The sequence below is a fragment of the Pseudomonas sp. genome (assembly GCF_050739935.1).
GTDB lineage: Bacteria > Pseudomonadota > Gammaproteobacteria > Pseudomonadales > Pseudomonadaceae > Aquipseudomonas.
Genome location: NZ_JBOICF010000015.1, coordinates 1 through 15,088 on the forward strand (window position 1 = coordinate 1; position 15,088 = coordinate 15,088).

Below are 15,088 nucleotides of genomic sequence, written 5' to 3' on the forward strand. Positions count from 1 at the left end.
GTGGGTTCCTGACCGACGTTGAAATCGCCAAAGTCGGCAGCTTCGAACAAGCGCTGATTGCTTACTTCAACCGCGATCACGCCGATTTGATGGCCAAGATCAACGTGAAGGGTGACTTCAATGACGAAATCGATTCTGGCCTCAAAGCCGGTATCGAGAAGTTCAAGGCCACCCAAACCTGGTAAGCCGCAGCGGGAGTCGCGAGGCTCCCGCTTGCTAACCTGATAGGTGTTACATGGCAGGCGCAAAAGAGATTCGCAGCAAGATTGCGAGCATCAAAAGCACGCAAAAGATCACCAGCGCCATGGAAAAAGTGGCGGTCAGCAAAATGCGCAAGGCTCAAATGCGCATGGCTGCTAGCCGTCCTTACGCGGAGCGCATCCGCCAGGTGATTGGTCATCTTGCCAACGCTAACCCGGAATACCGCCATCCGTTCATGATCGACCGTGAAGTAAAGCGCGTCGGTTATATCGTGGTAAGCAGTGACCGTGGTCTGTGTGGTGGCTTGAATACCAACCTGTTCAAGGCTTTGGTCAAGGACATGGCGAAGAACCGTGAAAACGGCGTAGAGATCGATCTGTGTGTGGTCGGCAGCAAAGGTGCGGCGTTTTTCCGCAACTTCGGCGGTAACGTCGTCGCTGCGATCAGCCACTTGGGCGAAGAGCCGTCGATCAACGATTTGATCGGCAGCGTCAAGGTGATGCTGGATGCCTACCTGGAGGGCCGTATTGACCGCCTGTCCGTGGTATCCAACAAGTTCATCAACACCATGACTCAGCAACCAACGGTCGAGCAGTTGATTCCGTTGGTCGCAACCCAGGATCAAGAACTCAAGCACCACTGGGATTACCTGTACGAACCCGACGCCAAAGAGCTGCTGGACGGCTTGATGGTCCGTTACGTGGAGTCGCAGGTGTATCAGGCGGTGGTCGAGAACAACGCAGCTGAACAAGCCGCGCGGATGATCGCGATGAAGAACGCCACTGACAACGCCGGTGACCTGATCAGCGATTTGCAGCTGATCTACAACAAGGCGCGTCAGGCAGCGATCACCCAAGAGATCTCGGAAATCGTCGGCGGCGCTGCCGCGGTTTAACGGTTCAAATATTCAGAGGATCCAGCTAATGAGTAGCGGACGTATCGTTCAAATCATCGGCGCCGTGATCGACGTGGAATTTCCACGCGACAGCGTACCGAGCATCTACAACGCGCTGAAAGTACAAGGCGCGGAAACTACCCTGGAAGTTCAGCAACAGCTGGGCGACGGCGTAGTTCGTACCATTGCGATGGGCTCCACCGAAGGCTTGAAGCGCGGTCTGGACGTTGTCGACACTGGCGCAGCCATCTCCGTACCGGTCGGTAAAGCGACGCTGGGCCGGATCATGGACGTACTGGGCAACCCGATTGACGAAGCTGGTCCGATCGACACCGAAGAGCGCTGGGGTATTCACCGTCCTGCGCCTTCGTTCGCTGAACAGGCAGGCGGCAACGATCTGCTGGAAACCGGCATCAAGGTTATTGACTTGGTTTGCCCGTTCGCCAAAGGCGGTAAAGTCGGTCTGTTCGGTGGCGCCGGTGTCGGCAAGACCGTAAACATGATGGAACTGATCCGTAACATCGCCATCGAGCACAGTGGTTATTCTGTGTTCGCCGGTGTGGGTGAGCGTACTCGTGAGGGTAACGACTTCTACCACGAGATGAAGGACTCCAACGTTCTGGACAAAGTGGCACTGGTATACGGCCAGATGAACGAGCCGCCGGGAAACCGTCTGCGCGTAGCTCTGACCGGCCTGACCATGGCCGAGAAATTCCGTGACGAGGGTAACGACGTTCTGCTGTTCGTCGACAACATCTATCGTTACACCCTGGCCGGTACCGAAGTATCCGCGCTGCTGGGCCGTATGCCTTCGGCAGTAGGTTACCAGCCGACTCTTGCTGAAGAGATGGGCGTGCTGCAAGAGCGCATCACTTCGACCAAGGAAGGTTCGATCACCTCGATCCAGGCGGTATACGTACCAGCGGACGACTTGACCGATCCATCGCCAGCGACCACTTTCGCCCACTTGGACGCCACCGTCGTTCTGTCCCGTGACATCGCTTCCCTGGGTATCTACCCAGCGGTCGATCCACTGGACTCGACTTCGCGCCAGCTGGACCCGAATGTTATCGGCCAGGACCACTACGACACCGCTCGCGGCGTCCAGTACGTTCTGCAGCGCTACAAAGAGCTGAAAGACATCATCGCGATCCTGGGTATGGACGAGCTGTCGGAAACCGACAAGCAGTTGGTATCCCGCGCTCGTAAGATTCAGCGCTTCCTGTCGCAGCCGTTCTTCGTGGCTGAGGTCTTCACTGGTGCTTCGGGTAAATACGTTTCCCTGAAAGACACCATTGCTGGCTTCAAAGGCATCCTCGCCGGTGAGTACGACCATCTGCCAGAACAAGCGTTCTACATGGTCGGCGGCATCGAAGAAGCGATCGAGAAAGCCAAGAAACTGTAATCCAGGCGCCCGGCAACGGGCGCTAATCAGGTTGAGGCAGGCAAATGGCTATGACAGTCCATTGCGATATCGTCAGCGCGGAAGGAGAGATTTTCTCCGGTCTGGTCGAGATGGTGATTGCACACGGTAACCTGGGTGATATTGGTATTGCTCCAGGTCACGCGCCGCTGATCACTGATCTGAAGCCGGGTCCGATCCGTCTGATCAAACAGGGTGGAGAAGCCGAGGTGTTTTACATCTCCGGTGGTTTCCTTGAGGTTCAACCGAACATGGTCAAAGTGCTTGCCGATACTGTGCAACGCGCTGCCGACCTGGACGAAGCCTCTGCTCAGGAAGCCCTGAAGGCTGCCGAGCGCGCCCTGAACGAGAAAGGCGCAGATTTCGATTACGGATCTGCAGCTGCACGTCTGGCGGAGGCCGCAGCCCAGCTGCGCACCGTTCAGCAAATTCGCAAGAAGTTCGGCGGCTAAGGTCGACGACTCCCACACGCGATTGAGTAAAAGGGTAGCCTCGGCTACCCTTTTTCTTTTTTCAGCTTTTTTCCTGAATCACAGCCCGGTCTAGACTGCGGCTCGCTCGCCTGGAACCTCCTCATGTCTCTCGATATCGTCATTCTTGCCGCCGGTCAGGGCACTCGCATGCGTTCTGCCTTGCCTAAGGTTCTGCACCCGGTCGCCGGTAACTCCATGCTGGGCCACGTTATCTACAGCGCGCGCCAGCTGTCACCCCAGAGCATTCAGGTGGTGATCGGCCACGGCGCGGACCTGGTACGCGAGCAGCTCGCGGCAGATGATCTGAACTTCGTGCTGCAGGACAAACAGCTGGGCACCGGCCACGCCGTCGCGCAAGCCGTGCCCGAGATCAACGCGGATACCGTGCTGATCCTCTACGGCGACGTGCCGCTGATTGAAGTCGAGACCCTGCAACGGCTGTTGACCCTGGTCAACGATCAACAACTGGGCCTGCTGACGGTCAATCTCGAAGATCCGACCGGCTATGGCCGTATCGTGCGGGACGCCGAGAACCGCGTCAGCGCTATCGTCGAGCAAAAAGACGCCAGCGACGCGCAGAAAGCCATCAAGGAAGGCAACACCGGAATTCTCGCAGTGCCTGGCAAACGGCTGGGTGACTGGCTCGGTCGTCTGTCGAACCACAACGCCCAAGGTGAGTATTACCTGACCGACGTAATCGCCATGGCGGTCAACGACGGCCTGACCGTGGCCACTACGCAGCCTCTGGATGCCATGGAAGTTCAGGGCGCCAACGATCGCAAACAACTCGCCGACCTTGAGCGCCACTATCAGTTGCGCGAAGCTCGCCGTCTGATGGGACTTGGCGTGACCCTGCGCGACCCTGCGCGTTTCGATGTGCGCGGCGAAGTGATCGTTGGCCGAGATGTGATGATCGACATCAACGTCATTCTTGAAGGTCGCGTGGTCATCGAAGACGACGTGTCCATCGGCCCGAACTGCGTGATCAAGAACAGCACCCTGCGCAAAGGGGCGATCATCAAGGCCAATAGTCATCTGGAAGGTGCGATTGTTGGCGAGCACGCCGACGCGGGCCCATTCGCACGGCTGCGTCCAGGCAGCGTTCTGGGGCCACGTGCGCATGTGGGTAACTTCGTCGAGCTGAAGAACGCAGAGATGGGCGAGGGCGCCAAGGCCGGCCACTTGACCTATCTGGGAGACGCCGTCATCGGCGCGCGCACAAACATCGGTGCAGGGACGATTACCTGTAACTACGATGGCGCAAATAAGCACAAGACGGTGTTGGGGGAGGACGTGTTCATTGGCTCCAACAATTCGTTGGTCGCGCCTGTGGATATCTCGTCCGGCGCGACTACCGCCGCAGGCTCTACCATCAATCAGGATGTGGCTCCCGAGCAACTTGCCGTGGCCCGCGCCCGCCAGCGCAACATCGACGGTTGGAAACGACCAGTAAAAATCAAGAAAAGCTGAAGTTATCCACAATTGAACGGGATCGGATACACAAGACGACATCAACCTCGATTCAGGTCCCTGCATGTGACGCGTGGCTTCATCCGATGGAGTTCCTGAATCCCGGTCCGCATGACGCAGCGGTGGCGGCTCCAAAGTCGCTGCTGCTGGCAAACCGTGTTGCTACAGACTCAGCGAATTCGAAAAAGATGAACTCTCGACCTTGACGAATATCTTTCGATCGGTTTCTATTGGCTTCGTTATCTTTCGAAACGAAACTTAGGGCCAGCATGTCGAAACGTAATACTCCTCAGCGTCGCCACAATATCCTTGCACTGCTTAACGAGCAGGGCGAAGTGAGTGTTGATGCCTTGGCCAAGCGTTTTGAAACGTCCGAGGTTACGGTTCGTAAGGACCTGGCCGCGCTGGAAAGCAACGGTCTGCTACTTCGACGCTATGGCGGCGCCGTTCCCATGCCCCAAGAGCTCATTGGTGAGCCTGGCCAGCCGGTCTCTCGCTACAAGCAAGCTATCGCCCGTGCAGCTGTCGCCCGTATTCGTGAGCACGCCCGGATCATCATCGACAGTGGCAGTACGACTGCAGCGATGATTCCGCAACTCGGGCTGCAGCCAGGTCTGGTGGTCATGACCAACTCCCTGCATGTGGCCAACGCTTTGGGCGAACTGGAACATGAGCCGGTGCTGTTGATGACCGGTGGCACCTGGGATCCTCATTCGGAATCCTTTCAGGGGCAGGTCGCCGAGCAAGTGCTGCGATCCTATGATTTCGATCAATTGTTCATTGGTGCCGACGGCATCGATTTGCTGCGCGGCACCACGACCTTCAACGAACTGCTGGGGCTGAGCCGGGTAATGGCTGAGGTGGCTCGGGAAGTGATCGTGATGGTCGAAGCCGACAAAGTCGGCCGCAAGATCCCCAACCTGGAGCTGCCGTGGAGCAGCATCCATACGCTTATCACCGATGATCGCCTGCCCCGTGAGGCGCGCGAACAAATTCAGGCCCGCGGCGTTACTTTGATCTGCGCCGCAGTTTCCTAGGAGAAGACCATGTGTGGAATCGTCGGCGCCGTCGCTGAACGTAATGTCACTGCCATCCTGCTGGAGGGCCTCAAGCGCCTGGAATATCGCGGCTACGATAGCGCGGGCGTTGCGTTGTTCAGTAACGCTGGTGTGCTCGAACGCCGCCGTCGCGTAGGCAAGGTCAACGAGCTTGAGCAATCGCTGGCTGGCGAACCTCTCGTCGGCCGTCTAGGCATCGCCCATACTCGGTGGGCGACTCATGGTGCGCCGATTGAGCAGAACGCTCACCCGCACTTTTCCAGCGGAGAACTGGCAGTTGTCCACAACGGCATCATCGAAAACCATGAGCCGCTGCGTGAGCGCCTGAAGGGTCTGGGCTACTTGTTTACCTCGGACACGGACACCGAGGTCATCGTCCATCTGCTGCACCACAAGCTGCAGGAAACGCCTGATCTGACCGCCGCGCTGAAAGCTACGGTCAAGGAATTGCACGGCGCCTATGGTCTGGCTGTGATCAGCGCTAAGCAACCGGATCGCTTGGTCGCGGCCCGCAGCGGCAGCCCTTTGGTGGTCGGTCTTGGCCTTGGGGAGAACTTCCTCGCGTCCGATCAACTGGCGTTGCGCCAAGTCACTGACCGCTTCATGTATCTGGAAGAAGGCGACATCGCTGAGATCCGCCGCGACAGCGTGCAGATATGGACCGCCGCCGGCCTTCCTGTCGAACGCGAAGTGGTGCAATACCGGGAAGGCGCCGAAGCCGCCGACAAGGGTGAGTTCCGCCACTTCATGCTCAAGGAAATCCACGAGCAGCCAAAGGTCGTGCAGCGCACGCTGGAAGGTCGTCTTGGTCAGGAGCAAGTGCTGGTGCAAGCATTTGGCCCCCAGGCTGCCGAGCTGTTCGCCAAGGTTCGCAACGTACAGATCGTCGCCTGCGGCACCAGTTACCACGCGGGCATGGTCGCCCGTTACTGGCTGGAAGGTCTGGCCGGCATTCCATGTCAGGTCGAGGTTGCCAGCGAGTTTCGCTATCGCAAGGTTGCAGTGCAGCCGGACACGCTGTTCGTTTCAATCTCTCAGTCCGGCGAAACCGCCGACACACTGGCAGCGCTGCGCAACGCCAAGCTGCTGTCTCCAAAAGAAGGGGGCTTCCTCGCCAGCCTCGCCATCTGCAACGTCGGCATCAGCTCGCTGGTCCGTGAGTCCGACCTGACGTTACTGACACAGGCCGGTCCGGAAATCGGCGTAGCGTCGACCAAGGCGTTCACCACCCAATTGGTCGCCCTGATGCTGCTGACTCTTTCAATTGGCCAGGTAAAAGGCTCGCTGGACGCCGGTGTCGAGGCCGAACTGGTAGAAGAACTGCGTCGCCTGCCGACCCGGCTGGGTGAAGCGCTGGCGATGGACAACACTGTGGAAAAAGTCGCAGAGCTGTTTGCCGAAAAGAACCACACCCTGTTCCTGGGGCGTGGCGCACAATTCCCTGTAGCGATGGAAGGCGCGCTCAAACTCAAGGAGATTTCTTACATCCACGCCGAAGCCTACCCGGCAGGAGAGCTGAAACACGGTCCCTTGGCGCTGGTAGACGGCGACATGCCTGTGGTGACCGTAGCGCCGAACAACGAACTGTTGGAAAAGCTGAAATCCAACCTCCAGGAAGTCCGCGCCCGCGGTGGTGAACTGATCGTCTTCGCCGACGAGCAAGCAGGCCTTAACAATGGAACCGGCACCCACGTCATCTCGATGCCACACATCGTCGACGCACTGGCGCCGATCCTGTACACCATCCCGCTGCAGTTGCTGTCGTACTACGTCGCTGTGCTCAAGGGAACGGACGTGGATCAGCCACGTAACCTGGCGAAATCGGTAACTGTGGAATAAGTTATCCACAGCGCGAATGCACACATTTGTTCCTTTAGATCAAAAACGAGTCTCAAGGAACAGATGTGTGTCGATCCGGCGCACACCCTCAAAGCGCACTGGCGTGACAGCGTAATAAATCAACAGCGCGCTTGCTCACCTTGCTACAGGCTCACGCCACCTTGTGCGCGGAAGCCAGTTCCCGATGATGGCCTTTGGCGGTCTTGCTCGCCTGCTGCACTGCCCATTTCATGAATTCGACGATTGCCCATTCTTCGCGCCGTTCCTTGGCGCAGTACACGAAGTAATCGAATTTCAGCTCACAGGTGCTGTTTGTCACTTGCACCAGACGCTTGGAACGCAGGGCCTCGGAGGCAAAGACATTGCTGACCAGCGCGATGCCCTGGCCGGCACATGCAGCACTTATCAACAGCGACTCATCGCCATAGCTTGACCCCTGAATCATCTTGCGATTGCTCATGCCGAACGCGTTCATCCACACCTTCCAGTAATTACGCTCGGTGTCCTGCAGCAGTGGATAAGTCAGGCAGTCCTGTGGACTTTCAATGCTGGCTTGTTTGGCGAGCAGGTTCGGGCTGCACACCGGAATCAGATAAGACGACCACAGTCGGGTAGCGTGGTTATCGAGGTTGGTGGTCATTTCCCGCTGGATAGAGATATCCACGTGGCCATGCTTGAGGTCGGAAAGACCATTGCAGATCTGGATCGAGATTTCGATGTTCGGGCAACGCTCCTTGAAGTCGCCCAGCGCGGGGATCAGCCAGGAACTGGCGATGGTGGAGGTGGTGCTGATCACCAGGCGGGTCTGCCGGGGCTGTTTGAGCGCCGCGCCCGACCACGCTTTCTCGATCATGTCGAAGGTATCGGACAGCTCGTCGAACAGCATCCTACCGCTGGCGGTCAGTTGGATGCCCTTCGCGTCACGTTCGAACAGGCGCTTGCCGATCTGATCCTCCAGGCCTTTGATTTGCTGGCTTATGGCAGCGGGCGACACGCACAGGTGATCTGCGGCGCGTTTCATACTGCCGACCTTGCACACCTCGACGAAGGTGCGAAGGGCAATCAATGGGATCGCTCTGCTCATCGTGCATACTCCGCCCGGATGCAACGGCCAATAGGCCGAGGGATGAATGCGTCTGTTGGTGTTGCCATATCGTGACTTCCCAAAGCCTGCATTTATCCCATGCCCGCGAAGCCTTTTGACAAAGGTGGGGCCAGCTGAGCCCTGTCTGGTAAACACCAGCAGGCACCCTCGTGGGTTCGGCTGTGGATAACTATTGAAATCACGTCGCTGCGGGAGAGTCCTGCGTTTGCGGTGCAGGTTTGGATTTGCTTTTGCTGAGCACGAACCACACCGCCACGCAGATCAGGCCGCCGCCGTACAGATGACCGGCTGACAGGTGTTCATCCAGGAACATCACGCCCCAGAGCACACCGAATGGCGGGATCAGAAAAGTCACCGTCAACGAACGAACCGGGCCGATATCAGCGATCAAGCGGAAATAAAGAATGTAGGCGCAGGCCGTGCAAACAAAGCCGACCGCTGCCAGCGACAACCAGACGGTGGAATCGCCCCAGCTGGCGGGCGGATTGACGGCCGCAGAGATACCGAAGAACGGCGCGAGGAAGAGTGTGGCGCCGATCTGGCTGCCAAATGCGACGAGCTTGGCATCGAGCCCGCCCCTGTCGGCGATCCACTGCCGGGTGAGGAATCCTGCCGCGCCGTAGCAACTGGTCGCGACCAGACATGCCAGCGCGCCCATTACCACCGTGCTGGTGAAGGTCACGGGCCCGGTAGTGGTGAGCAAGGTTATCCCCAACAGGCCAATCAATACGCCAGCGGCTTTTTTCGGGGTCAGCGAATCATTGAAAAACATCGAGCCAATCAATACGCCCATCAACGGTGTGGTGGCATTGAGAATGGCGGAATAGCCGGCCGGTAATAACAAGGCCGCCATGCTGTACATCAAAAAGGGTATGCCGGAGTTGATGATGCCCAACACCATGGTGGCTTTAAGTTTGCCCTGGAAGTCGTGGCGTGTTTTTAGAATCGCCAATATCACCAATAAACCGATAGCGCCCAGCAATACGCGGAAGAAAGCTGTCGGTAGTGCGCCTAATACCGGAGCAGCCACGCGCATGAACAGAAAACTTGCACCCCAAATTGCTGCGAGCAGAAGTAGTCGAACAAAATCAGCTGGACGCATGGCACTTCCTTCCCAATCCCAAGCTTTCAATAGAACGGCTGGAAACATGTGGATTGACGCTTGTCGAGCCGCGATGTGATGATTTGAGCAGTGTCCAAAGCCCGGCTCAAGCGAGCTTTTCTAAATCGCATTAGTTTTTCTTAACTGAGGACCGGCATGAAATTCCCGCCCCTGTACGCCTTGTTGTGTTTTGAAGCGACGGGGCGTCACGCCAGCATGAAGAGCGCGGCGGGTGAGCTTTTCGTCACACCGGCGGCGATCAGCCAACAGATAGCCAAGCTGGAAAAGGCCGTCGGCGTCACTCTGTTCATTCGCAATACCAAGCGTCTTGAGCTGACGCCAGAAGGCAAGATATATCTGCGTGCCATCCGCCCGGCGCTTGGCCAGATCTCCGACGCGACCCAACGCCTAATGAGCGATAACGGCCCCAATACCATTACCGTCAGCTGCACCAGCGGCTTTGCGATGCAATGGCTGTTGCCACGTTTGCCGGATTTTCAGGCGATCTGTCCCGGTATCGAAGTGCTGATCAGCACCACCAACCGGCTGGTGGATCTGCTGGGCGATGGCGTGGACTTTGCCGTGCGTCATGGTCTGGGACGCTATCCGGGTCTTGAAGTCGAGATGCTCATCAACGATCGTCTGCAGCCGGTCTGTGCGCCAAGTCTGCTACCTGATTCGCGCTATCTGTCTTCGCCCATCGATCTCAAGAACTACAATCTGCTTCACGACGAACATCGCGAAGACTGGGCGTTGTGGCTCAGGGCCGTGGGTATCGGAGATGCCGAGGCTGCGGTGCACAGAGGCTCTGTTTTCGTGGATTCCAACGGTGTGATCGAGGCCGCGCTGGCGGGCATGGGTATCGCGCTGGTGCGGCGTTCGCTGGTCCGCGAAGAGCTTGCTTCCGGTCGTTTGGTCGTGCCGTTCCGCGCCACCATCGATACACCCATCGCTTATTACCTGGTGTACGACGAAACTGCCATCCTGCCCAAATCCAGTCGCCAGTTCCGGGATTGGCTCGTGTCTCAGGCGGTCGCCAGCCAACGGGAATTCACCACACGTTGAGGCTGCGTTTTCGGGGCTGCGATCGAGTGAGCTTGCTCACGAAAGAGCCAATACATCCTCAGCAGACGTGGAGTTTGGAAGTCAACTTTCGTAAGCAAGCTCACTCCCACAGGGTTCAGTACATCCACGGCTCTTTATCGTGATAGTTAAGTCCCGCTTCAGTGTTGCCAGCGCAACATACATACCCCAAAAAATCATATAACCAGCTGATAAGCCTGTTGATTAAGCAAACTTGAGTTAAGTCAAACTTAACCGGTAATTGCGTATTTCTTGTTTGCTCCCTCTGCCGATTTTCTTCAGCTTATCTCTCTACTCAACGGCGTCGTCTGGCACTGGCTGGCGTCGGTAACGAGCAGGGATGCTCCGGGCTGAAGGAGAACCTCATGGCAGACTTTCAAATTTTCCGCCCCATGGTGTGGGACAAGCTGGTTCATGAATACGATCTGGATGGGTCCAGGCTTCTTCCCTGGGACGGTTATCCAACACCCATTGGCGGCGGTTGGTGCGTAGTCCGCCCGGGCACCAAATCGCTGTCCCATACGCAGATCGATCAAGAGTTTTTCATCGGCATCAAAGGCACCGCAAAGCTGGTGGTGGGCGACCAGACTTACCCTTTCACCATGGGCGACATCGCCGCCATTCCGAAACACACCGATCATTACGTGCTCAACGATACCGACGAAGACTTTCATTTTTATGTGGTCTGGTGGGATCGCGACTCAGCCAATCGTTTTCTCGATGAAGATGCCCGGCAAGCCGTGGCGCTGAACAAGTTTGCCCTGCAGAAGGCGACGCTCCATGACGTGTCCGATCAGAGGGCTTCGTAATGGGCAAGCTCCTGGTTACCATCACGCCCCCGACGCCCAACGGCGATCTGCACATCGGCCACATGGCAGGTCCTTTCCTGGCTGCTGATATCTACGCCCGGGCGCAACGTCAGCGCGGCCATGACTGCACGCTGGTGTCGTACTCGGACGACTATCAGTCGTACATGCTGCGCCGCGGGATCGAGCTGGATCGGGCGCCGCAGGAGCTGGCGCTGGAGAACACCGACAAGATCAACGACACCCTGAAAAAGATGGGCATCGAAGTCGATTTCTGGATGCGCCCTTATCGCAATAACTACTTCAAGAAGGCCGTTGAGGAAACCTACGAATATGCCGTGAAGGCGGGAGCCATTTACAGGAAAGTCAGCCAGGAACCCTATTGCGAACACTGTGATAAATGGGGTTATGAAGCGTTCGGGCGAGGCAATTGCGATTACTGCGGTTCGGACTCCGACGCCAGCCAGTGTGAAGAATGCGCCCATACCCCCAACGCATCGAAGATGAGCGACTTTCGCTGCAAGCTGTGCTCTTCGCAGATGATCTGGCGGCCGGTGGAGCGTGAGTTTTTGGCGCTCTCCAACATCCGCAATCACCTCAAGGCAACGTTCGAGCACGCGCCGTTACGGCCCTTCATTCGCCGGTTCCTCAATGAGGAATTCGAGATCGGCCCAGTAGACTGGGGGATTACTCGCCCTCATGACGGCGGTCTGGATCTCAAGCCTGACGGCAGTCGGCGCATCCATACCTGGGTGATGGGCCTGTCTGGCTACCTGGGTGCGTTTCGTGAATACCTCAACGAGCACAAACATGCGCCGTGGGAGTACGACGAATACTGCCGTTCAGGCAAGGGTCGGCTTGTGCACTTTCTCGGTTATGACTGCGCGTTCAGTCACATGATGGTTTATCCGGCGCTGCTGCAGACCATGCATGGCTATCGCATGCGCCAGACCTTCTACACCAATCAGTTTCTGACGTTGAACGGCAAGAACCTGTCCACTAGCCGCAACTACGCGATCTGGGCGCGGGATCTGGTCGCCGATGCCTGCACCGACAGCGCGCGGTTTTATCTGGCGTTGATCGCACCCGAGCAGGACACCGACGACTTCGACGTGGAGAAATTCGCCGCCTGGCGCAGGGAAACCTTCAACGAAGTGCTGGGGAAGCTGGCGGCTCAGGCCGAGCGCGAGCGGGTCGATGGCGACAGCCTCAGGCTCACGTCGGCGGACGCAGCAGCGATCAAGATTCTGGTTTCCCGCTGGTTCGAAGTGACCTCTGTGGACCACTTCAGCATGAAAGGCCTGGCGGTCCTGCTGTCCGACGTGATCAACGCAGCCCGCGATCGCCAACTGCTCGGCAAGCGAATCCTGCCGTACATGGCATTGATCGGCGCGCTCGGTGCGCCGGTATTCCCGGATCTGGCAAAGCAGATCCTGCGCTACTGCCGTTTCACTGAGAACGAGGTGTTCCACCAACTGGTGTATGTCAGCGCGGTTGAGTACGAGATCTGATCAGGAGACGCTGATGAAAACATCATTCGATGTGATCGTGATCGGCGCCGGTGTCATGGGCGCGTCGATTGCCGCCGCACTGGTCGAAAGCGGCCTGGATGTGGCCCTTATGGAGAAGGGTGTCGGCGGCGGTCAGGGGGCGACTCGTGATACAGGCGGTATCGTTCGAGGATTGGAGCTGGATCCGGCGTTGCGCCCGTTGACCTGTCGCGGCGCGCATCACGGCAGGACCGGCATTGTGCACGCCATATTCGAACAGACGCTCAAGCGAACCGGCGTCGCTTACATCGCCAGCTCCGAGGTATGCGGTCAGTATCTGGAGGCCGTAGGCTGCGTGGGTACGCAGAACATCGAACTGCACGCCTCAGTGAGTGCTCTGGATAACGGTCGTTTCACAGCGTTTTGCAAGGACGAATGCCTGCTTATCGAGCGCAACGGCGGAACGGTGGATGCCCGGGTGACTGTCTCGAACTTGTGCCGATACGTCAGCGAAAAGGCAACCTTTCTCGACCATCTTGCGGTCGACCGTTGTACCGAACTCGAAGGCCACGTTCAGGTGCACGCCGGCAAGTTGTGCCTGGAAGCGACCTGGATCATCGATTGCTGTGGCGCTGACGGCCCGCTGCCCAGGCCCGATGGTGCAGTGCATGCACGCACCATCCCGTTCACCCGGATGAGCTGCGATGACGCGCCGAGCATGCCGATCATCGCGCACCATCTGAATACGTACTTGCTGCCGATAGGGCGCAATCTGATGCAGGTGGGCGGACAACGGCGGCATCGCGCCGATCACGCCTGGCAACTGAATTTGTCGGTGATGGACAACGAGCAGGACGTCGTGGACCGCGTAGCCAGACTCGGCTTCGACGGGCAGCACAGCCTTCCGGTCGTCACCCAGATTGCGTGGGATGCCTATACCGATGATGGCCGGCCCCTGATCGGTCGCTCCAGCGCCGGCAGTCATATCTATCTGGCCACAGGGTTCTGCGGCATTGGCTTCAAGATGGCACCCAGTGTCGCCGAATTGCTGGCCTTCGAATTGGGCGGCCTGATGGCCGGGGTGCAGATGGACGCCGAGCATCGTTCGATCATGGAAGCGTTCCATCCCGCCCGCTTTGCCGAGGTGGCGTTGTCATGATGCGCCTGGGTATCTGCGCGGCGCTTGATGTCGGCACCACTTTGCACGCTCGAAGTTTTTTGCGCGGGGTTTATCTATCGAGCCATTTGTTCAGCAACGTGCGGCGTGCGCAGCATCTGTATTTCGACGATGGCGCCTGCGCCGGCGGTGGGCTTGCGGCTGCCAGCCACTTTATCGATGCCGGAGTGGATGCGGTCATCGGCCATTTCGCCTCCGAATCCGCTGCGGCGGTCGTGCGAAGTTATGCACAGGCTGGCATTCCGCTGATCCTTCCGGCCTCTACCTGCGCGGCGCTGACCGAGGATGGCAAAACTACCTTTCGAGTTTGCGCTTCGGACCGCGTCCTGGCCAAACGGTTGCTGGCGTTCGCTGAGAGCGCAGGTCTGCATAGACTGGCGTTGTTTGCCGATTCTAGCCTGCATGGGCAGCGGCAACTTCAGGAGCTAAAAAACGCGGCCTGCGCGTCTGCGGAGTTATCCACAGTCAAGATCGTAAATGGCATGGCTCAAGCGGACGCGCTGGTATTTTGCGGGCGGTTGAAAGCGAGTCGGCAGTTCCTTGTGGACAACCGCGCCTCCGGCTGTGGACTACCGCTGTTTTTCACCGACGATGCGGCATCGCCCGCGCTGGTTAGTGGCTTGGAAGAGACGGGAGTTGTGTATGCCGTCAGTTTCCCCATCGCCCGCGACCTGCCAGAAGCTCAGCCGGTTGACCTCGCTTACCAGCGCTTTTATGGCGAGTCGGCACCGGTCTACGCCATTGAGACACTGGCGGCATTTTCTCTTGTGGACCTCGCCGCGCGTCAACGTCGCAACCTGCTCGATGCGTTGCGCTTCGATGAGTTTTCCACACCCGCAGGCCCCATCAGCTTCAGCGATGGGGAAAACGATCACGCCCGGGTTTCGCTGTGGGTCTACGCCGACAAGCGCGTCCATGAAAGACGGCTGCTGTGTTGAATCGGGCCGCCCATGGCTCGCCACGTCT

Annotated in this window: 13 protein-coding genes and 1 pseudogene; 12 read left to right on the plus strand and 2 right to left on the minus strand. The window is 58.1% G+C overall.

Annotated elements, in window-relative coordinates; translation table 11 throughout:
* From ACRER8_RS01850 to glmS, 7 genes and pseudogenes are all read left to right on the plus strand, one after another.
* A pseudogene (locus tag ACRER8_RS01850) lies at positions 1-185 on the plus strand (F0F1 ATP synthase subunit alpha); the annotation flags it as partial.
* 50 nt (positions 186-235) lie between these two features.
* Complete coding sequence (gene atpG, locus ACRER8_RS01855; RefSeq protein WP_110951681.1) at positions 236-1,096, plus strand: F0F1 ATP synthase subunit gamma; 861 nt, start codon at positions 236-238, stop codon at positions 1,094-1,096.
* A gap of 28 nt (positions 1,097-1,124) precedes the next feature.
* On the plus strand, positions 1,125-2,501 hold the full coding sequence (gene atpD / locus ACRER8_RS01860; protein WP_431744660.1) for a F0F1 ATP synthase subunit beta: 1,377 nt from the start codon (positions 1,125-1,127) through the stop codon (positions 2,499-2,501).
* A 44-nt stretch (positions 2,502-2,545) separates the two neighbouring features.
* Positions 2,546-2,971 carry a F0F1 ATP synthase subunit epsilon gene (locus ACRER8_RS01865; RefSeq protein WP_431744661.1) on the plus strand — a complete coding sequence of 142 codons (426 nt, stop codon included), beginning with the start codon at positions 2,546-2,548 and terminating at the stop codon, positions 2,969-2,971.
* Between the two features lie 123 nt (positions 2,972-3,094).
* A complete protein-coding gene (gene glmU / locus ACRER8_RS01870; protein ID WP_431744662.1) occupies positions 3,095-4,462 on the plus strand; it encodes a bifunctional UDP-N-acetylglucosamine diphosphorylase/glucosamine-1-phosphate N-acetyltransferase GlmU in 1,368 nt (455 codons plus the stop codon).
* Positions 4,463-4,731: 269 nt separating this feature from the next.
* Positions 4,732-5,499 (plus strand): DeoR/GlpR family DNA-binding transcription regulator, encoded by a 768-nt coding sequence (locus ACRER8_RS01875; protein WP_431744663.1) that lies wholly within the window; start codon positions 4,732-4,734, stop codon positions 5,497-5,499.
* Between the two features lie 9 nt (positions 5,500-5,508).
* Positions 5,509-7,359 (plus strand): glutamine--fructose-6-phosphate transaminase (isomerizing), encoded by a 1,851-nt coding sequence (gene glmS / locus ACRER8_RS01880; RefSeq protein WP_431744664.1) that lies wholly within the window; start codon positions 5,509-5,511, stop codon positions 7,357-7,359.
* A gap of 151 nt (positions 7,360-7,510) precedes the next feature.
* On the opposite strand, the gene ACRER8_RS01885 is transcribed toward glmS, so the two are convergent.
* Positions 7,511-8,443, minus strand: a complete 933-nt coding sequence (locus ACRER8_RS01885) for a LysR substrate-binding domain-containing protein (protein ID WP_431744665.1) — start codon at positions 8,441-8,443, stop codon at positions 7,511-7,513.
* Positions 8,444-8,642: 199 nt separating this feature from the next.
* The gene (locus ACRER8_RS01890; RefSeq protein WP_431744666.1) at positions 8,643-9,566 is read right to left on the minus strand and encodes a DMT family transporter; all 924 of its coding nucleotides are present in this window, start codon (positions 9,564-9,566) and stop codon (positions 8,643-8,645) included.
* Positions 9,567-9,722: 156 nt separating this feature from the next.
* Here ACRER8_RS01890 and gcvA point away from each other — a divergent pair, with 156 nt between their 5' ends.
* From gcvA to ACRER8_RS01915, 5 genes are all read left to right on the plus strand, one after another.
* Positions 9,723-10,631: a transcriptional regulator GcvA gene (gene gcvA, locus ACRER8_RS01895; protein ID WP_431744667.1), complete on the plus strand. Its 909-nt coding sequence runs from the start codon at positions 9,723-9,725 to the stop codon at positions 10,629-10,631.
* Positions 10,632-11,014: 383 nt separating this feature from the next.
* The gene (locus ACRER8_RS01900) at positions 11,015-11,458 is read left to right on the plus strand and encodes a cupin domain-containing protein (RefSeq protein ID WP_431744668.1); all 444 of its coding nucleotides are present in this window, start codon (positions 11,015-11,017) and stop codon (positions 11,456-11,458) included.
* Complete coding sequence (locus ACRER8_RS01905) at positions 11,458-12,966, plus strand: methionine--tRNA ligase (protein ID WP_431744669.1); 1,509 nt, start codon at positions 11,458-11,460, stop codon at positions 12,964-12,966. The genes ACRER8_RS01900 and ACRER8_RS01905 overlap by 1 nt, the downstream gene beginning before the upstream one ends.
* Before the next feature lie 13 nt (positions 12,967-12,979).
* The gene (locus tag ACRER8_RS01910) at positions 12,980-14,104 is read left to right on the plus strand and encodes an NAD(P)/FAD-dependent oxidoreductase (RefSeq protein WP_431744670.1); all 1,125 of its coding nucleotides are present in this window, start codon (positions 12,980-12,982) and stop codon (positions 14,102-14,104) included.
* A complete protein-coding gene (locus tag ACRER8_RS01915; protein WP_431744671.1) occupies positions 14,101-15,060 on the plus strand; it encodes an ABC transporter substrate-binding protein in 960 nt (319 codons plus the stop codon). The genes ACRER8_RS01910 and ACRER8_RS01915 overlap by 4 nt, the downstream gene beginning before the upstream one ends.
* Positions 15,061-15,088: the final 28 nt, after the last annotated feature.